Below are 18,728 nucleotides of genomic sequence, written 5' to 3'. Positions count from 1 at the left end.
TCCGTTATTTTGCCTTGCGCCGTTCCTCGACCAGAACACCCTGATCGGCCAGAGCGGTGATCTCTGATTCGCTAAAACCATGCTCGGCAAGAATGGCGCGGCCATGCTCACCGAATTTCGGCGGCACCGATTTCACCGAGCCGGGTGTGCGGGAAAGCTTGATCGGGATTCCCCATGATTTGTACCAGTCTAGCTCGACTGCCATATCCCGGTGCTTGGTGTGCTCATGGGTCATGACATCCGCTGTATCCCGGATCGGCCCGACAGGCACTCCCGCCCTCAGCAGGCGGTCACAAATCTCGTTTCCGTCCTTATTCTTTAACAGAACTTCAAGCTCTGCCCGCAAGGCATCACGGTTGGTCACACGATCCGCATTGCTGGCAAACCGAGGGTCCGTGGCCAATTCCGGCTTTCCAAGCTCTGCCGTCATACGCTGCCAGGCCCGGTCATTGCCGCCCGCGACAAAAATGTCACCTGTCTGGGTCGAGAACTTGTCATACGGACTGATATTCGGGTGCTGGTTGCCGGTAATCCCCGGCACTTTGCCCGAAAGCTCATAGTTGGCGACGTGCGGATGCATCAACGACAGGCCACAATCGTACAGCGTCATGTCGACATACTGGCCGAGGCCGGAGCTGTGTCGTTCGAACAGCGCCATCATGATCGCGTTCGCGGCATAGAGCCCCGTTCCCATATCGACCATCGGAATGCCTACCCTGGTCTGATCAACGGGTGTCGAGCCGTTCACGGAGAACCAGCCGGTCATGGCCTGAATGATGCCGTCATAGCCCGGAAAACCGCCATAGGGACCGTCGGAGCCAAATCCGGAAATCCGGCAATGCACCAGCTTCGGGAACTTTTCCTTCAGCACGTCCTCATAGCCGAGCCCCCACCTCTCCATCGACCCGGGCTTGTAGTTCTCGACTAGGACATCCGCATCCTCAAGCAGGCGCAACAGTACCTGCTTGCCCTCTTCCTTCGAAAGGTCGAGGCCGAGGGATTTCTTGTTCCGGTTCACACCAATGAAGTAGGAGGCATCGCCTTCATGGAATGGCGGGCCCCAGTCCCGCACCTCGTCGCCCTGCGGCGGCTCGATCTTGATGATCTCCGCGCCGTGGTCCCCAAGCATCTGGGTGCAATACGGACCGCCGAGCACGCGTGTGCAATCGACAATCTTGATCCCCTGGAGCGCGCCGGCGGATGCCGCAGTGCCACTCATTCCGTTACTCCTCAATTCTCAAGGCTGGAACCGGTCAAAACGATCGGTCATTCTGGAAACCCAGTGGTACCGGGTCAATTATCAGGCTGCTTTTCCGATCCCGAAGACCTCGGCTGCGAAGCCCGGATAGATTTCAGCAATCTGCGTGGCAACCGGCCCTCGGATGGTCTCAAGGGTTTTGGCATCCGGCAGCCGTGTCTCGGGAACGTCGGCCGGCTCGTCATACTCGAAACCTGTCTGCTCCCTGACTTCCTCGACCGTATGCCCAGGATGGACACTCGCGAGACTGAAACGCCCCTTCTCACGGTCGAAATGAAATAAACAGCGGTCGGTGATCAGGGCATAAGGCCCACCCGGCCGGTAGATATTCGGCTCGGATGTTCCGGGCGCGCTGATGAAATCGACTTTCTCCACCAGGGTGCGCGCTGTGTGCTCCAGACGGAACAGGATTACGCGCGGCACGGTGAAGTACATGTAGGAGGACCCGAAGGAGCCCGGAAACCGGACCTTCGGCTTGTCCGGATCGCCGACCGAGACGAGATTGATATTCGCCTGCCCGTCGATCTGCGCGCCGCCGAGGAAGAACGCGTCGATGCGGCCCTGCCCGGCGCAATCGAACAGCTCCTTGCCGCCATCGGTGAAGAAGTTGTTGTCTTCACTGCCCAGCACAGAGACCCGCGTCCGGTCCGGATGCCGTGCTCGGGCCAGCATGGCCGCCGCTCCGGGCACCGGGGAGGATGCGCCGACGGCGATATGGCCGAGCCCGTCCAGCATATCCGCGATGGAGGCGATCAGGATTTCCTCGGCGCGTACGCCATCTGTCGTTGCTGTCACCGTATCACTCCGCCGCCACGGCCTTGGTGCCGGCCATATAGGCTGCAAAACCTTCTTCAGTGCGCGCCATATCGACATAGCGCGCCAGCTCGTCCTGGTCCGCGTCATAGCCGCCCGGAATGCCCAGCGGCCAGGCGCCCTGCTCCGCTTCGGCAATGGCGCCGACATAAAGCCCAGGGATTGTCCCGGCGGCGCGCACCGGATCGTCCAGCAGGTTCCCGTCGACGATCTTCTCCGCCGTCACCAGGCTGGATTTCGCCGCGTGCGCCATCAACATCAGCTCGCGCCGGACACCAACCCAAACATTGCCGAACCGATCTGCCAGCGGAGCATGAAACATGGCGAAGTCAGGCTGGATCGCCTTGACCATGAGGATCGGGTCGTTCTCCGCGAAAGGGTTCTGGCCGATGACCCAGTCATCCCGGCGTTTCTCGACATCGGAGCCGATGACGCCGCGCAACGGCATGAACGGCACGCCCTTCTCGGACGCCTGCAAACCAGCATGGATTGCCGGGCAGGTCGCGTCCAGCATGCGAATAGAAGCGGCCTTGATGGATGCACTGAACCGGGGCGCCAAACCAAACTCGCCAAGCGTGACAGCAGCCGTCTCGACTGTGCCAACGCATCCGGCGCCGATCAACTGGTCGGCCTGGAAGCCGAGCGCCGGGACACCGACCAGATGAAGATCCCGGACATTGCGAGCAATGATCGCGCGCACCAGCGCCATAGCGCAGTACGAGTAATCCGGCGGCAAAGCGATTTTCGCACCGTCGCTCACCCGAGCCGCCAACCCCTCAAGGTCAAGCCGGATGGCATCCATCGTCATTCCTCCCAGAATGTTTCCCGCATCCTACGCGAACGGGTACCGGAATAAAGCGGCAACCCGTCATGACATCGTTTCCAAAGCAGTAGGCTGCAAATCAATCGACGGCAATCGACCGGACGCATATTCTCCCAGCAAATGAAGCGATTAAAGTACCAGGGGAGTAACGGGGTGAGCGAAGTTTACGACTATATCGTTGTCGGTGCGGGCTCGGCTGGCTGCGTCGTTGCCAACCGGCTGTCCACCGATCCTAAAAACCGCGTCCTCCTGCTGGAAGCCGGCGGCAAGGACCGCAATCCCTGGATCCACATCCCGGTCGGTTATTATCGCACCATGTATCATCCCGATATTTCATGGGGTTACGAGACAGAACCCGATGCTGGCGTGAACGACCGGGTGATGGTCTGGCCGCGTGGCCGCGTGCTCGGCGGCTCAAGCTCCATCAACGGTCTGCTCTATGTCCGTGGCCAGCATCGGGACTACGATCACTGGCGCCAGCTTGGCAACGAAGGCTGGGGCTGGGATGACGTGCTCCCCTTTTTCAAGAAGTCCGAAAGCTTCGAGCGCGGCGGGAATGAGTTGCGTGGAGGCGACGGGCCGCTCTCTGTCTCCGACATCACCGACCGGCGGCCAGTCTGCGAGGCCTTCCTTGAAGCCTGCGAGGAAGTCGGCATTCCGCGTAACGAGGATTACAACGGGGCAGTCCAGGACGGTGCCGGCTATTATCAGACAACCAGCCGGAATGGCCGCCGATGCAGTGCCGCAGTCGCTTTTCTCAATCCGGTCAAAAACCGGAAGAACCTGCATATCGAAACCCGCGCCCTCGCCTCTAAGCTTGATCTGAAGGACGGACGCGCGAGCCGCATCACCTATCTACGCGACGGCATCGAATACAGTGCAGAGGCAACGCGCGAAATCGTACTTTGCGGCGGGGCCATCAACTCCCCTCAGCTGCTGCAACTGTCGGGTATCGGTCCGGCGGAGCATCTGCGCAGCGTCGGCATTCCGGTACAGCATGAGCTGCCCGGTGTCGGCGACGATTTGCAAGACCACTTTCAGGTCCGGGCGATCTATGAGCTGGACGGCCTTGAATCTCTCAATACCGATGTCGGCAATCCGCTGAAGCGGATCGCCATGGGCCTGCAATATGCCCTCACCCGAAGCGGCCCGCTCACCGTCAGCGCGGGTCAGGTCTATGTCTTCACCAAGACCCGGGAGGAACTGGAAACGCCGGACATCCAGTTCCACCTCATCCCGTTCAGCGCGGACAAGCCGGGCCAGATGCTGCACCCCTTCCCCGGCGTCACCTCCTCAATCTGCCAACTCCGCCCGGAGAGCCGGGGCACTATCATGGTACAGTCGGGTAATCCGCGAGACTATCCGAGCATCAAGCCGAATTACCTTTCGACCGAGGGAGACCGGCGGACAATCATCGACGGCATGAAACTTAGCCGGAAGATTTCTCAGTCCCCAGCTTTCAAAAAGTATCTGAAAAACGAATACGAGCCCGGCCTCGACCGCGCAGATGACGACGGTCTCCTCGCCTATGCCCGCGAAAAAGGCGGCACCATCTTCCACCCGACCAGCACCTGCCGGATGGGCTCCGATCCGAAAGCCGTGGTCGATGCCCGGTTGCGGGTCCACGGCATAGCGGGATTACGGGTCGCCGACTGCTCAATCATGCCAACTGTTGTCTCCGGCAACACCAACGCGCCGGCCATGATGATAGGCGAGAAAGCCTCGGCAATGATTTTAGACGACAACCAGGGATAATGACGTTCACTGCGATGCCCTAAATATACGGCCCCGTAAGACACAAATGGATCCTAGGGAGAGAACAGGATGGATTTCAGCGAGGATCCAGTCATTGAAGCCGTGCGTAATACGGTGCGCCGCGTCTACGAAGCCGAGATAGCCCCGAAGATTGCCGTTTATGAAGCCTCAGGTGACTTTCCCTATGAGATCATTCGGGCGATGGGTGATGCGGGTTTGTTCGGCGCCGCCTTTCCCGAAGAATTGGGCGGTACCGCTTTGGGGTTTTCTGCTGTTGGCGCGATCGCCGAGGAGATTTCCCGTCTCTCGCCGGGTTTTGGCTATGCCATGAACATGCAGGCCATGACCTGCCCGTTCACCATTCTGAACTGGGGAACCGAGGAGCAGGCGCGGCATTTCGTTCCGGAGCTGATCTCGGGCCGCAAAATCGGCATGTTCGCACTGACTGAGCCCGGCGGCGGTTCCGATCCTGGCGGCGCGATGCGGACCGTGGCAAAGCGCGTCGGCGACAGCTATGTGCTGAACGGCTCCAAGATCTGGATTACTTTCTCCAATGCAGCCGACGTGGGTGTGCTTTTCGCAAGAACAGATCCCGCTGCTGGAAAGCGCGGTATCTCGGCATTCATCGTTGAGCCGAAGAGCTCTCCGGGGTTCACTGCCCGGCCGATCGAGATGCGGCCTCTGTCCAACTGCCTGCGTTCCTGCGAGGTCTTTCTGGAGGATTTCCGGGTACCGGCGGAGAATTTGCTCGGCCGTGAGGGTGATGGGTTGAAAATTGCGCTCAATGCCCTGGAATATGGGCGCCTGACCGTTTCCGGGCGGCTCGTCGGTCTCGCTCAAGCCTGCTTCGATGAGACCTTGCGCTATGCACAGGAACGCGAGGTGGGAGGGCAAAAAATCGGCGCATACCAAATGGTCCAGCACCCGATAGCCGATGTTGCCGTCGGCATTGATGCCGCGCGTCTCATGATGCGTCGTATGGCCTGGCTGATGGATAAGGGAGAACGCTCGACAAGGGCAGCGGCGCGGGCAAAATATCTGGCTTCGGAAGTCGCCCAGAAAGCTGCTCAAACCGCCAGGGACACATTCGCGGCCTATGCGCTCGCAGAGGAGTATCCGATCAATACATTTACGGCCTACGTGAACATGCTAACGGTCGGCGAAGGGACCCCGAACGTACAGCGAATTCTGATCGCAGAGGACGCACTCGGCTTCAAAACCGCAAACCGGCACCCTGTGATGAATCCACTCAGGAGCCAGCTGACCTGAATAAATGAAAAGGCCGCCCGAAGGCGGCCTCTCAGAAAAGATCTTTCGTCAGAGCAATCGTTTAGAGCTTTTCGACGTTCACACCGATGGTGATGGCTCCAATTGGCTTACCGCCATCACTGATCGTCGCGGACATCTGAGACTGGAAAGCGCCAGAGCTTTCGTCGAACTCAACCTCGTCAATGAAGAGCGCATCGCCGCCGGAACCATATGTTTTCTGATGCTTGCCTTCATCGCCCTGCATGTAGTCGGATGTCAGGTCGCTCAAGCCAACGTTAAGCCCCTTTGCGTCCATAACAAACGCCTCGGCAATCTTTCCGCCTGCCTCTTCCTTCTTCGCCTTCAGCCAAGCCGATAGCGGGTTGGCGGAAACTTTATCCACGAGCGGGCCACTACCCGCTTTTGCTTCGGCGCGCCACTGCTTGTCGAGCGTGTCGATCTTCGCCGCATCAAAGCCAGACGTTTCTCCGTTCTGCGCCTTGATCGCTTCAATTACTGCCGGGTCGGTAAGCCAAGCCTTAACCGTGCTGTTGTAGAATTCCTTGATCTGCGGCTCGAAATCATTTGCCGCCGCTGGCAAGGCAAAAGCCATGGTCAAGGTGAGTACGGCAAGTCCGTTCAACATTTTTTTCATGAGGGTCTCCTCCTTCAGCTTCCTTTCGGAATGGAACAGCAATCTTGTGAATATATGATTAACGATATTGCTCAAAACTTTGTTAACGCCTTCTTAAATTGTGCCCGTCATTGTTCTGATATTAAATAATTTTAAACCACAACAGTGTCTGGGTTTGCCATGCGCATTGGATTTCGGATCGCTTCGGGCTTCGCTGTTACTCTTTTGATTGCTGTCGGCGTTGGATTAATCGGATATTTCGGCCTCACCCGGTATGACAAAGATATCACGCTCACCCTCAACCTGCTGGGTGCAGTCGATACCTTCCGCAGTGCGAACAGCCAAACAGACCTCTATGCGCTTAGTAGAGAGGAGGCGTATTTCGGTCAGGCAATCACAGGCATCAACGAAACAATCGAGAAGCTAACTGATATTTCATCAGGTGGCACAACAGACTCTGCCATCACCGAAATGAGCGGGGAAGTCGACTCCTACCGGGCGAAACTTGATGAATTACACACTGTAAACATAGAAACCAAAGCAATCACCGCCTCCATGGCCAAAGAAGCGGAAGACATCAAGGACAGTGCAGAAAAGCTGAGCGTAGTAGCATCGGAAACGCTCGACATAAATCGCGAAGCCGAGGATTCGGCGACGAAAAATCGTGAGAGCAGCATCTCTGTGATGAACGCCTCGAACGCACTTCTGGCGAATGGTAATGCGATCCGCGCCGCCGAAGCTTCCTATCGTCTGGAACGCAATGATCAAAACCGGACCGAGCTCGAGAACGGCACAAAACGTCTCTTTCTAGATGCGCTATCTCTTCGAAAATCGGCGAAGGGTACACCGGCTGAAGCGGCCGCAGGAAAAGTGGCGCAACTCACCGTCGCTTACCGCAAACTCTTCTCGTCCCTTGTGGAAGACATCGCGGATGGAGGCGGCCAGGCTTCAAGCCTGTTCGCAAAACTGTCTGAAACGAGCAAAGCCCTTACACAGACCGCACAAGAGATCCTGAAAGACCGAGCGGCCGCTCTTAAGGACGCAAACGCCGCATTCGAAGAAGCAAAAATTCGCGGCTCAGAAGCCACTAACGCCCGCATTGCGGCCCTTGAAATGGTTATCGCAGCGGAGGCGATGGCAACCGAGACCCGGTCTTACATTGTCACGACAGAAGACGCTGAACGCGCGGCGATACGAGCCTCCATCAGCACCCAAGTCTCCCGAGTTTTCTCTAAAGCCCTCGTCGTTAAAAAAGCGCTTCCAGCAGAATTCGGTAAGATCGCTATCGATGCAGCCAAAGCGGCAAAGAGTTTTCGCAGTCAGGTTGACACGGTCGACGCGGCCTTGGCGAAACAAGCAGAGATCGAAGCCCAGATGCGCCGGGCAGAGGAGCAAAACGAAGAACTCACCAGTAAATTCAAGGCTGACAAGCTGGAAAACCTGAAGGATTTGAAAGAACAATCCGTGCAATCGATCCTGTTTGGCACTGTCGGCGGCGTGGCGATTGGTTTCGTTCTCGCATTCCTGATTGCCCGCAGCATCGTACGGCCGATATCCGCAATCACAGGTTCCATGAAGGGTCTCGCCGACGGCGATCTCGAAAGTGAGATTCCTATGATCGACCGCAAGGACGAGATCGCCGAAATGGCCCGCGCGGTTCAAGTCTTCAAGGACAACGCAACCGAGATGAAGCGCATGGAAAGCGAACAGGAAGAGTCAGAACGCCGAACAGCGGAAGAAAAACGCCGTCAGATGGCGGAGCTTGCGGACAATTTTGAGAGTTCAGTGAAGTCCATTGCACAGCGCGTCGCCGATGCCGGCGGCACAATGGAAGGATCTGCAGGTGAAGTGAGTCAGGCGATCGCCCAGACGCACGATCAAGCAGCCGCTGTCTCCGCGGCATCAACCGAGGCCAGTTCTAATGTTCAGACCGTGGCAGCGGCGACATCCGAGTTAACCTCATCTATTCAGGAAATCAGCCGCCAGATTGCAGTTTCCAATGAGAAATCAAACGATGCCTCCCAGCGGGCGGAACAATCCGTCGCCCTGATGGGAAATCTGCGCAAAGCCGTTGGCGAGATCACCGAAGTCGTGCAGCTGATCCAGGAAATTGCCGAACAGACCAATTTGCTTGCCCTCAATGCCACGATCGAGGCTGCGCGTGCAGGTGATGCCGGTAAAGGTTTCGCCGTGGTCGCCTCCGAAGTGAAAAACCTGGCGACGCAGACCGCGCAGGCAACAGAACGCGTCTCCGAACGCGTGGCTGCCATTCAGCAGGAAACCGACAGCGCTTCCGTGAACATGGAATCTGTGTCGAAAGTTATTGAAGAGCTTGGCGAAATCTCGGCCAGCATCGCGGCCGCAATGGAAGAGCAGACGTCCGCGACGCAGGAAATCGCCCGCAATATCGAAGAGGCCAGCGTTAGTGCGGATGATGTTGCCCGCAATATCGAAGGCGTGAACTCTAGTGCTGAAGTCTCCGGCAGCGCCGCCGATGCGGTCAGCGAACGGGCGCGCGAGCTCACGACGCAAATCGAGAACCTTAACCGCCAGGTCGAGGAATTCCTTGTTGAAGTTCGTCAGAAGTAGACGCGTTAGTCAGCATCGGGTGCGGTGCCAACAGTCCAGAAAAGGCCCGCCCCGATCAGCGCTGCCAGAGTGCAGCCGATGAAAGCGGCTGTGTAGCCGCCGGTAAGGTCAAACAACAGGCCCGAAAAAAAGGCACCTGAGGCAGCTCCCAGGCCCTGCCCGAAATTCGCGGCTCCGAGAATGGCGCCGATGCCTGATCCGGAGAAACGGCGCGCCATCAGTGTCGTGATGATCGGTCCCCGGGCCCCCATGCTGAGACCAAAGCAGACAATAAATACAACCAACGAAATGCCCGAACTGTCTGTCGGCACCAGCGCAAGCGCTCCGATGCCGATCACGGTAAGTCCATAGCTGCTCGTCGCGACGATCCTATGCCCGAACCGATCCGCCGCCATCCCGGTCGCCGTCATCCCGAAGAAAGACAACATCCCCGCCGTACCGAATGCGAAGGCGGCCTGCTGCTCGCTCATGCCCCCGCTGACCAGATAGGCAACCGATTGCAGACTGATGCCGTAAATCGAAACGGCAGTGACGAAAAAAATTATGAAAAAAGCCCAGAACTCCAGGGACTTCAATGCGGCCTTCAAAGTAGGCCCCGACCGGCCCGCCGCTGCGATATGACGACGCGGGTTGCCGGGAGCGCCTTCCGCGATCCGGCGCCAGGGCAGGAACAGCACAAAACCGCACAAGACCGCGAAAACCAGGGCATACCAGCCATAGGCGTTCCGCCACCCCTGACTGGCGATCAGGTATTCCGCCAGTGGCGCCATGATCAGGGTGCCGATACCGAGCCCGCCATAGGTCATGGAAAGTGCCGTCGCCAGACCTTTGTCGAACCAGCGACTCACGACAGCCTGTGCCGGAGCGAGGCCGATCAGCGCGGCCCCAAAACCGCAGAAGCCACCAATCGCAATCTGGAACTGCCAAAGCTGGGAAAGAGATCCGGCAGCAAAATAACCGACCGCAAGCGCTCCGAGCCCCACTGCATAGACCAGGCGACCGCCAAACCGGTCGAACAGGTGGCCCGCCAGCGGTGCGAAGAAACCGGTCGCAGCCATGAAGAGCGAATAGACAGAGGTTGCCGATGAGCGATCCCAGCCAAGCTCTCCCGACAAAGGGAGTAGAAAGACGGCATAGCTTTCCCCTGCCCCTCGACCGAGTGCTGTCATGCCGAGACATAAGGCGAGAACACCGAGAGCGCCAATCGTGGCAACTCCCGCTCCGCGTAACAGCCGCATCTGGAAACTCTCCGGCAGCGATCAATGTCGAGCTGCCAGACTATGGCCTGAAGGTTGCTTTCGGAAGACGCCGCTCCGGCACTTCAGTCACGCGTTTTCCTGAAAAGCTGGGTCAGGATCAGGAGCGAGGAGGAAATCACGATCATGATGGTCGAGATTGACGCAATGGTCGGATCAATCTGGTCCCGGAGCGCATTGAACATGTTTCGGGTCAGGGTCGAGTTGTCACCGCCCGAAACAAACATGGCGACGATCACTTCGTCGAACGACGTCAGGAAGGACAAGAGAGCTGCGGTCAGGACTGAAAAACGGATCTGCGGCAAAGTCACGTCCATAAAGGCCGTGAAGCGCGACGCGCCGAGGCTGCGGGCCGCCATTTCCAGGTTCATATCAAAGCTCTTCAGAGCCGCGCTTATCACGATCAAAACCAGCGGCAGCGCCAGGATGGAATGCGCGATCACCAGCCCGAACATGCTGTTGACCATCCTGATCTGCACGAAAACGTAGAAGGCCGCGATGGCGATCAGAATGACGGGGATCATAATCGGTGTGATCAGGAGGACATAGAACATCCGACTGAGCGGATGCTTAGTCACGAATAAGCCGTAGGCGGCAGCTGTGCCTACCGGTGTTGCCACACACATGGTAAAGAACCCGGCTTTCAACGACGTCCAGGTCGCCTGAATCCATTCCGGCGAATTGAGATAATGCTCATACCAGCGGAGCGACCACTCCCGTGGTGGGAACTCGAGATATTGCGACGCTGAGAAAGACATCGGGATCACGATCACCGTCGGTGCGACCAGTAGGATCATGATCACCGTCGCTAGAATGTAGAGCCAGAGACGCTGTCCGTGGGTGACCTGGGTCTCGGAAGCGGGCTTATTCAACCAACTCATCAATGACCTCCCCCAAGCACGCTGTCGAGTTTCAGCAACCGGGAAGCTGCCAGCAAGATCGCTAGGGTTATGACCAGCAGAACAACGCCAAGCGCACTGGCAGCGCCCCAATTGAAGAACAGCTCGATATTGCTGGTGATCTGCATGGAGACCATAATGACTTTGCCACCGCCGAGCACCGCTGGAGTGACGAAGAAACCGAGGCAGAGCACGAAGACGATCAGCGCACCGGCGAACAGACCCGGCAGCGACAGCGGGAAAAAGATATTCCAGAAGGTCTGCACCGGGCCAGCCCCAAGATTGGATGAGGCTTTCAGGTAATCGGCACTGATCGCTTTCATGGAGCCGTAGAGCGGTAGCACCAGAAACGGCAACATGATGTGTACCATGCCGATCAGCGTGCCATTCAGGTTGTGCACCAGTTTCAGAGGCTCATCCCAGAGCCCGAGATCAATTCCCCAGCTATTGATCAGTCCCTTGCGCTGCAACAGCACCAGCCAGGCGTATGTCCGGACCAGAAGCGAGGTCCAGAACGGCAACAACACGGTCAGCATACAGATCGCGGCCATGCGCGCGGAGAGTTGCGAGAGGAAGTAGGCCAGCGGATAGCCGATCAGGATGCAGAGGCCAGTGGTTATGAAGCTAACCTCAAACGTCGTTACAAAAATCCGGCCGTAGGACTTGCTCTCCAGCATCCGATTGTAATGCTCGAGCGAGAAACTGCCGTCATCAGCCAGAAAAGACAGGTAGAACAGCCAGCCGACCGGAAGAACCATGACAATCAGAACAGTCAGTATCGCGGGCGATGCCAGCCCAAGCAGCGCCCATTCCTCTCTTCTGGACTGCTTCAGAAGAGTCCCCTCGTTGGCACGGGAATCCGATCCGATACTTACCTCGGTCATCGAGTTCACCCCTCCTCACGCGGGATCAGAACGGCGTCCGCGCTTTTCAGGCCAAGCTCGACCTTATCCCCGACAGAGGCTTTCTCTATCGGCTCGCCCGAACGGGTTCCGGCCCGGACGGTCAGGTCCGTCCCATCCGCAAGCGTGACATAGGCCAGGACCGTATCGCCCTGATAAACCATCTCCCGGATGGTACCGGAAAAAACATTGGTATCCTCTGGTACCGGGCCATCGAGGACGCTCAGACGTTCCGGCCGGATGACAAGAGACAGTTTGCCTTGAGCAGGGAGCGCTCCCGTTTTCAGTTCCGATCCGGAAAAGCTTACCCGGTCTCCATCGCGGTCAACCTGCAGAAAGGTGGACTCGCCGATGAACTCGGCGATGAAACGGTTGGCCGGCCGCTCGTAAATCGTGCGCGGAGTATCCAGCTGCATAAGCCGGCCGTGATTGATCACCGCAATGCGGTCCGACATGGTCAGCGCCTCGCGCTGATCGTGGGTCACATAGACCGTGGTCATGCCCAGTTTCTCGTGCAAATGACGCAGTTCGATCTGCATATGCTCGCGCAAATTCTTGTCGAGCGCGGACAACGGTTCATCCATCAACAGGATGCGCGGGCTGAAAACGATGGCGCGGGCAAGCGCCACACGTTGTTTCTGACCACCAGAAAGCTGACTGACCCGGCGCTCGCCATAGCCGCCGAGCTGAACGGTTTCCAGAGCGTCCGCCACAAGTTTTTCGGTCTCAGCCTTCGATGTCTTCCGAAGCTTCAGCGGATAGCCAACATTCGCGGCGACGGTCATATGCGGGAACAGCGCGTAGTTCTGGAACACCATGCCTACACCGCGTTTGTGCGGCGGCATGGAGATGATTTCGTCTTCTCCGAAACGGATGCTTCCGTAATCCGGCCGGGTGAACCCCGCGAGTGCCATCAACAATGTGGTCTTACCCGAGCCGGATGGACCCAGCAGCGTCAGAAATTCACCGCTCTGAACTTCCAGGTCGACACTGTTCAGGGCGAAAATATCGCCATAGGCCTTCGTCAGACCGGAAATAGAGATCGGAAGCGCTTGCTGCTTCGACATGCCAGAATCACCGATTGTCGCTGGAATGATAACATAGCCGGACAAAGCCGGCGACGGGACGGCAGAGAACCGCCGTCCACGTCCGTTCGGAAGCGCTAACGCTATTCGGTCAGCATATCCTGATACATGGCAGCGGCTTTCTGCTCCCACTTGGCGTACCAGGCGAGGCTGACAGGAAGCTGCATTGCCGCATTTTCAGGGTGAGACGGCATCATACGCGCCATCTTGTCGTCGATCTTGCCGATCTCGTAGGCCTTCTTGTTGGTCGGACCATACGTGATGTGCTTAGGCAGGTTTGCCTGGATTTCCGGCTTGCTCACTTCGGCCAGGAACTTCATGGCCAGATCTTTGTTCGGAGCGCCTTTCGGAATAGCGAAACAATCATAGTCGAGCAGGCCCTGATTGAACGTATAGGCGACTTTCGCGCCATCCTTCTTGGCCACGTCGAAGCGGCCGTTCCAGCCAGTCGTCATATCGACTTCGCCGTCTTTCATGAGCTGCGCATGCTGGGCGCCAGACTTCCACCAGACAGCAATTTCCGGCTTAAGCTCGCGGATCTTGTCCAAGGCGCGCTTGATGCCTTCCTCGGAATCCAGAACCTTGTAGACATCAGCCGGCGCAACACCGTCCGCCATCAGTGCAGGCTCGAGCGCACCGGCAACCTTGTTGCGATAAGCCCGCTTACCCGGGAATTTCTTTACATCCCAGAAATCTGCCCAGCTCTTCGGCCCACTATCGCCAAAGGTGGCCGTGTTGAATGCCATCACAGTCGAGAAAACATCGCTGCCAACGCAATAGTCTGTCTTCAGCGTCGGATAAAAATCCGAGACATCGATAACACTGTAATCCAGTTTCTCAAGCAGGCCTTCGGCTGCAGCGCGCGCAGCACTCCCGGAACCACTGGAGACAATGTCCCAGGACACCGCACCGGCCTTCACTTTCAGACGCACGTCGGACATACCGCCGTAGGTCTCTTCCTTCACGGTGATACCCATAGACTTCGACGCCGGCTGAAACAGCGCGAGGCTTTGCGCTTTCTGATACGAGCCGCCCCAGGAGGCAACAGTCACCGAGCCATCCGCCTGAGCGGGAATTGCCGTCATGGACATCGCCATGGCGCCTGCGGCAACCGCCAGCAAGCCACGACGTGAGAATTCTGTCTTCTTCGTCATAAGAACGTTCTCCGCTGTTCGATTTCTGGGTCTTTTTCAAAGCCGGGCATCCCCGCCCGGCTCCCGGATTGATTTCAATCCTGCCCACTATCGGGAATTGAAGGCCTCAATTGGACTTAACAACAGATCCATTCTCAATAAAACATCAGACCAATCTTGCCAAAACTTCTCGCCCTTATTCGCTTTCCAATTACCTGTTGAGGCCATCGCGCCACCTGTAAAATGCGACGGATGCGGACAAAAACCAGGGTCGTCCGGTATAAAGTGGACGCGAGGGAAAACTGATCACGTCGAACCCGGTCCGGCCTTCCTTCAGCCCCAGCATCTGCTGCGCAACCCTCATCCCCAAATATCCCGACATGGATACACCCGACCCGCAGTATCCCATCGCATAGTGGATGTTTTCATGACAGCCGACATGGGCAAGCGTATCGAAGGTGTAAGCGACAAATCCCATCCATGAATGACTGACCCGAACACCTGACAACTCCGGGAAGAGCCGGATCAGCTCCTGACGCAGCAATGGAGCGCTTTTGAGCGGATCGGTTTCGCTGCTGGAAACGCGCCCCCCGAACACGATACGGCTGCGATCAGGCGACGGACGGTAATAGTAGACGACCTTTCGGCTATCCCCGAGCATCCGGTCTGTCGGCATAATCCGGTCCATCAGACCCTTGGGAATAGCATCGGTTGCGATAACATAGCTGCCGATAGGAATGACCCGCCGGCGCTGCCAGCCTGATTCCGCGCCCGTATAGCCATTGGTGGCGACAAGCACGTTGCGGGCCCGCACAATGCCGCCAGGCACCTTCACCCGGAAGCCCGGAGCAGATTCTTCGATTTCGGTAACAGGGCAATGCGTCATAACCGTGACACCAGCCTCGCGGACCCTTTGCAGCATCCCTTGATGGAACATTGCCGGATCGAGCGATGCCGCGCTGGTGTTTACGATGCCGCCGTAATAAGCGTCGGTCCCAAGCTCACGCTGTTGCTCCGCTCTCGTGACGACCTCAAGCGGTTCTTCGAGACCCTCGGGCTGGTTCTTGGCGGCCCGGGCCATGGCTTCGAACTGGGTTGGATTGTGGGCACCGGTGAATTTCCCAGGTACCGCGAAGTCACATTGGATATTTTCCGATGCGACAAAACCTTCTACCCATTCCAAGGCCCGCGAGCCTTCGCGAATGATCTCAAAAGCTGTGTTTGCGCCGTAACGCCGGGTGAGTTGCTCATATCCCGGTTTGACCGACCGGCTGATCTGCCCGCCATTCCGAGTACTGCAGCCCCATCCCGCATCCTCAGCATCGAAGACCAGAACGGAACGCCCCGCACGGGCCAGCACCAAGGCTGCGGAAAGACCGGTATAGCCTGCCCCGACGATAACGACATCCGCCTTCTCCGGAAGCGGCGGGGCACTGATATCAGGCCTCGGAGTCCTCTCCCACCAGTAAGGCTCAGTCTTGAAATCCTCGGTAAAGATGTCGCTCTGCATGGTTCCGTGTCCGCGTTTCAGCTATCGAGCTCGCTGCACTGATATTGCGCATTTTCCAGCCAATCGCGCCTGATCTGAATGCCCCAGCCCGGCTCCGAGGGTATTTGAACCTTGCCGTCTTTGGCTATCGGGAACGGATCATAAAGGTCTTTCTGCCATGGATAGTAATCGAGCCCTTCAATGGCAAATTCCACATAGGGTCCCGCCGCCTCTATCGCGCCCATCAGATGCAGCGTGAAGATGGTAACAAGCGAGAGGTTCGCCGAATGCGGCGTGCAGGCCATCTCGTACCGCTTCGCCAGCTCCGCAACCCGCATGGTCCGAGCGATGCCGCCGAGATAGCAGATGTCAGGCTGCAGCACATTGACCGCCCCCATAGACGCCATGCGGCGCCAAGTCGCCAAATCACAGTCCTGCTCTCCGCCGGTGACGTCGATGTCGAGCGCGTCAGTAACTTCCTTCGTCCAGTCGAGCTCCCAGTAAGGGCAAGGTTCTTCGAAATGAGAGAATCCATTATCCTCAAGCATCCGGCCAACCTCGATCGCCCGGGCCGGTGTGAAACAGCTGTTGGCGTCGGCCAACAAGGTTGCCTTCCCGCCAAAGGCCGCGCCCATCGCAATGATTATGGCCTCGGTCCGACCAGGCCATTCATCGACATCGTGACCGTATTCACTGCCGACCCTGATCTTGAAAGCGTCGTAGCCGCATTCGTCCTGCAGTTTCTTGAGCCGTTCGACTTCATCCTCCGGAGTGATATCGCGCCGCATGCTGGACGCATAAACCCGAAGTGGCCTGGGTGAGCCGCCAAGAAGCTCGCAAACGGTCTTGTTCTCGCGCTTGCCGTAGAGGTCCCAGAGCGCCGTATCGACGCCGCCGATGGCCCGACGCAGATAGGCGCCGGGAAACTTGTGCTCCTTCTCCGGTATGATATCGACCAGCCCATTCAGATCGAACGCATCCCATCCGAGCGCATAAGGCGCCACCTGCCGATGCAGGACGAGGGAGGAGATATCCGAGTTATAGGTCGAAACCTGCCCCCAGCCTTCGCTGCCGTCTTCGGTGGTCACTTTTACGAAACCAACGAACTCCGTGCTGAAGGTCTCGATCTTCGTGATTTTCATCCGTGGCTTCCCATGCGTTTGGATCAAAAGCGGAAATTAGCAGCCCAGCAGAGACTGAATGACGAGTCATCTTGACGAGCAATTTGGATGGAATTTAAGGTCCATTATCGACATATAGCCAAACCAATTTTTGGCAACATTGCAAAACATTCGCTACAGCGGTCGAAAGAACAGTAATGGTGAAACGAGCCGCCGGCGCCCTGCTTAGCGCAATTCGCATCGATCATGGATCGTCGCGCCTGCTCGCAACGCAAATAGTTTCCTCCATCCGTGACATCATTCTAACGGGCGGCCTAAGAGCAGGAGACCGACTGCCGGCCACACGGACACTCGCCAACGATCTCGGCGTCTCGCGCACAACAATGGTCGACGTATTCGAGCGTCTGACCGCGGAAGGGTTACTGGAAGGGCGGACTGGCGCCGGAACGTTTGTCAGTCAATCCGTCCGGATAGGGACCCCACCAGAAGAAACAGTGATTGATATCGCAAATGCCGGGATTGAGCCGCAAGCCAACAGCGCATTCCCGTCCCCTGCTCCCGCCGGTTCCGATTTCGTCGAGCGGCTGCCACATACCATCCGGGCGTTTACGACCGCCCTTCCCGCCGTGGATATGTTTCCGATCGCACAATGGACCCGTCAGTCAAACAAGCACTGGCGCGAGCGGCGCGACGTGGTTCTCGGCTACGGCGACGCCTCCGGCTTCCCACCGCTTCGGCGCGCCATTGCAGCGCATCTGCGCGCCAATCAGGGCATCAATTGCCAGGAAAGGCAGATCTTCATCACCAACGGGGCACAGCACGCCTTCCATATCATCGGCTCGATGTTGCTGAACGGGGGAGACAAGGTCTGGTTCGAGAATCCGGGCGCAATAGGAGCATATAATGCCTTGCTGGCGGCAGGCGGCGAGATGATACCACTGCCGATCGACGATCAAGGCATGATGGTGTCGGAAGGGCTCCGGCGCGCGCCTGACTTCCGGATCGCATTCGCGACACCACTGCACCAGCAACCGCTCGGCGTGACCATGAGCCTGGAACGCCGCTTTGCCCTGCTGGAAGCCGCCGAGGCGGCCGATGCCTGGATCATTGAGGATGATTACGACGGTGAATTCTACTACGGAGATCACCCCATCCCGACCCTGAAGAGTATCGATCATGCCGACCGAGTTTTCTATGCCGGCACCTTCAGCAAGACGCTGTTCCCCGCCCTCCGGCTTGGCTACATGTTGGTGCCGACAGCCTTCGTCGAACGTCTCGAGCAAATGTTCGCCGCCTATCTGCCGAGCGCGCCCCTGAACCAACAGGCAATAGTCGCGGGCTTCATGGATGAAGGCCATTTCTCGACGCATCTGAGACGCATGCGGCGAGTCTATACGGAACGCTATCAGGTTCTGAAAGCCTGTGCCGACCGGAAGCTAAACGGTTTGCTGAAACTGAAGCCAACCGATACCGGCCTGCACACAATTGCGCATCTGCCTGACGAACTTGACGAAAATTTAGTCGCAGACGCGGCGGGCAAGGCCGGCATCACGGTGACACCCTTCAGGCGTTATGCGACAGCTCCCCTCACCCTCAATGGCCTTGTGCTCGGTTTCAGCGGGGTTCCATCAAGCGATATCGAAGTAGGGACCAGTGTCCTGGCAAGTGTTCTCGACAATGCGTTCCGCGACAGCCGGAAGGCGAAGACAGTAAGGGTTTGAGA

The 18,728-nt window shown here is 57.8% G+C and carries 15 protein-coding genes; 4 read left to right on the top strand and 11 right to left on the bottom strand.

Annotation, left to right across the window (positions count from 1 at the left end; translation table 11 throughout):
* Positions 1–4: 4 nt before the first annotated feature.
* From ABJ076_RS15270 to ABJ076_RS15260, 3 genes are all read right to left on the bottom strand, one after another.
* Positions 5–1,219 (bottom strand): CoA transferase, encoded by a 1,215-nt coding sequence (locus ABJ076_RS15270; RefSeq protein WP_348184839.1) that lies wholly within the window; start codon positions 1,217–1,219, stop codon positions 5–7.
* Between the two features lie 81 nt (positions 1,220–1,300).
* A complete protein-coding gene (locus ABJ076_RS15265) occupies positions 1,301–2,053 on the bottom strand; it encodes a CoA-transferase (RefSeq protein ID WP_348184837.1) in 753 nt (250 codons plus the stop codon).
* A gap of 4 nt (positions 2,054–2,057) precedes the next feature.
* Positions 2,058–2,879, bottom strand: coding sequence for a CoA transferase (locus tag ABJ076_RS15260; RefSeq protein WP_348184835.1), 822 nt, complete (start codon positions 2,877–2,879; stop codon positions 2,058–2,060).
* A gap of 168 nt (positions 2,880–3,047) precedes the next feature.
* On the opposite strand from ABJ076_RS15260, the gene ABJ076_RS15255 reads away from it, so the two are divergent.
* Both ABJ076_RS15255 and ABJ076_RS15250 read left to right on the top strand, forming a co-directional pair.
* Positions 3,048–4,649 (top strand): GMC family oxidoreductase N-terminal domain-containing protein, encoded by a 1,602-nt coding sequence (locus ABJ076_RS15255; RefSeq protein WP_348184833.1) that lies wholly within the window; start codon positions 3,048–3,050, stop codon positions 4,647–4,649.
* Positions 4,650–4,718: 69 nt separating this feature from the next.
* Positions 4,719–5,918 carry an acyl-CoA dehydrogenase family protein gene (locus ABJ076_RS15250; protein ID WP_348184831.1) on the top strand — a complete coding sequence of 400 codons (1,200 nt, stop codon included), beginning with the start codon at positions 4,719–4,721 and terminating at the stop codon, positions 5,916–5,918.
* 61 nt (positions 5,919–5,979) lie between these two features.
* On the opposite strand, the gene ABJ076_RS15245 is transcribed toward ABJ076_RS15250, so the two are convergent.
* On the bottom strand, positions 5,980–6,552 hold the full coding sequence (locus ABJ076_RS15245) for a hypothetical protein (protein WP_348184829.1): 573 nt from the start codon (positions 6,550–6,552) through the stop codon (positions 5,980–5,982).
* 159 nt (positions 6,553–6,711) lie between these two features.
* Between ABJ076_RS15245 and ABJ076_RS15240 the strand changes: the two genes are divergently transcribed.
* Positions 6,712–9,120: a HAMP domain-containing methyl-accepting chemotaxis protein gene (locus tag ABJ076_RS15240; protein WP_348184827.1), complete on the top strand. Its 2,409-nt coding sequence runs from the start codon at positions 6,712–6,714 to the stop codon at positions 9,118–9,120.
* Between the two features lie 5 nt (positions 9,121–9,125).
* Here ABJ076_RS15240 and ABJ076_RS15235 read toward each other — a convergent pair whose 3' ends face one another.
* From ABJ076_RS15235 to ABJ076_RS15205, 7 genes are all read right to left on the bottom strand, one after another.
* The gene (locus tag ABJ076_RS15235) at positions 9,126–10,358 is read right to left on the bottom strand and encodes an MFS transporter (protein ID WP_348184825.1); all 1,233 of its coding nucleotides are present in this window, start codon (positions 10,356–10,358) and stop codon (positions 9,126–9,128) included.
* An 83-nt stretch (positions 10,359–10,441) separates the two neighbouring features.
* Positions 10,442–11,257 (bottom strand): ABC transporter permease, encoded by an 816-nt coding sequence (locus ABJ076_RS15230; protein ID WP_348184823.1) that lies wholly within the window; start codon positions 11,255–11,257, stop codon positions 10,442–10,444.
* Complete coding sequence (locus ABJ076_RS15225) at positions 11,257–12,159, bottom strand: ABC transporter permease (RefSeq protein WP_348184821.1); 903 nt, start codon at positions 12,157–12,159, stop codon at positions 11,257–11,259. Before ABJ076_RS15225 ends, ABJ076_RS15230 begins: the two co-directional genes overlap by 1 nt.
* A gap of 5 nt (positions 12,160–12,164) precedes the next feature.
* Positions 12,165–13,244, bottom strand: coding sequence for an ABC transporter ATP-binding protein (locus tag ABJ076_RS15220; RefSeq protein WP_348184819.1), 1,080 nt, complete (start codon positions 13,242–13,244; stop codon positions 12,165–12,167).
* Positions 13,245–13,345: 101 nt separating this feature from the next.
* Entirely contained in the window at positions 13,346–14,416 is a 1,071-nt protein-coding gene (locus tag ABJ076_RS15215; RefSeq protein ID WP_348184817.1) for an ABC transporter substrate-binding protein, read from the bottom strand.
* 190 nt (positions 14,417–14,606) lie between these two features.
* A complete protein-coding gene (locus ABJ076_RS15210; protein WP_348184815.1) occupies positions 14,607–15,905 on the bottom strand; it encodes an FAD-binding oxidoreductase in 1,299 nt (432 codons plus the stop codon).
* A gap of 17 nt (positions 15,906–15,922) precedes the next feature.
* Positions 15,923–17,026, bottom strand: a complete 1,104-nt coding sequence (locus ABJ076_RS15205; protein ID WP_348184813.1) for a mandelate racemase/muconate lactonizing enzyme family protein — start codon at positions 17,024–17,026, stop codon at positions 15,923–15,925.
* A gap of 176 nt (positions 17,027–17,202) precedes the next feature.
* Here ABJ076_RS15205 and ABJ076_RS15200 point away from each other — a divergent pair, with 176 nt between their 5' ends.
* A complete protein-coding gene (locus tag ABJ076_RS15200; protein WP_348184811.1) occupies positions 17,203–18,726 on the top strand; it encodes a PLP-dependent aminotransferase family protein in 1,524 nt (507 codons plus the stop codon).
* Positions 18,727–18,728 lie beyond the last annotated feature (2 nt).

Source organism: Nisaea sp. (assembly GCF_039990255.1).
In the GTDB taxonomy this organism is placed as follows: Bacteria; Pseudomonadota; Alphaproteobacteria; order Thalassobaculales; family Thalassobaculaceae; genus Nisaea.
Note: the sequence above shows the minus strand (reverse complement) of the source record. Positions and strands in the feature narration are given on the sequence as shown.

Bases quoted from the DNA above. Each gene is read 5' to 3' on its own strand.
- ABJ076_RS15240 (WP_348184827.1), top strand. From the start codon at position 6,712: ATGCGCATTGGATTTCGGATCGCTTCGGGCTTCGCTGTTACTCTTTTG.
- ABJ076_RS15230 (WP_348184823.1), bottom strand. From the start codon at position 11,257: ATGAGTTGGTTGAATAAGCCCGCTTCCGAGACCCAGGTCACCCACGGA.
- ABJ076_RS15225 (WP_348184821.1), bottom strand. From the start codon at position 12,159: ATGACCGAGGTAAGTATCGGATCGGATTCCCGTGCCAACGAGGGGACT.
- ABJ076_RS15250 (WP_348184831.1), top strand. From the start codon at position 4,719: ATGGATTTCAGCGAGGATCCAGTCATTGAAGCCGTGCGTAATACGGTG.
- ABJ076_RS15260 (WP_348184835.1), bottom strand. From the start codon at position 2,879: ATGACGATGGATGCCATCCGGCTTGACCTTGAGGGGTTGGCGGCTCGG.
- ABJ076_RS15245 (WP_348184829.1), bottom strand. From the start codon at position 6,552: ATGAAAAAAATGTTGAACGGACTTGCCGTACTCACCTTGACCATGGCT.
- ABJ076_RS15205 (WP_348184813.1), bottom strand. From the start codon at position 17,026: ATGAAAATCACGAAGATCGAGACCTTCAGCACGGAGTTCGTTGGTTTC.
- ABJ076_RS15210 (WP_348184815.1), bottom strand. From the start codon at position 15,905: ATGCAGAGCGACATCTTTACCGAGGATTTCAAGACTGAGCCTTACTGG.
- ABJ076_RS15270 (WP_348184839.1), bottom strand. From the start codon at position 1,219: ATGAGTGGCACTGCGGCATCCGCCGGCGCGCTCCAGGGGATCAAGATT.
- ABJ076_RS15200 (WP_348184811.1), top strand. From the start codon at position 17,203: ATGGTGAAACGAGCCGCCGGCGCCCTGCTTAGCGCAATTCGCATCGAT.
- ABJ076_RS15220 (WP_348184819.1), bottom strand. From the start codon at position 13,244: ATGTCGAAGCAGCAAGCGCTTCCGATCTCTATTTCCGGTCTGACGAAG.
- ABJ076_RS15235 (WP_348184825.1), bottom strand. From the start codon at position 10,358: ATGCGGCTGTTACGCGGAGCGGGAGTTGCCACGATTGGCGCTCTCGGT.
- ABJ076_RS15215 (WP_348184817.1), bottom strand. From the start codon at position 14,416: ATGACGAAGAAGACAGAATTCTCACGTCGTGGCTTGCTGGCGGTTGCC.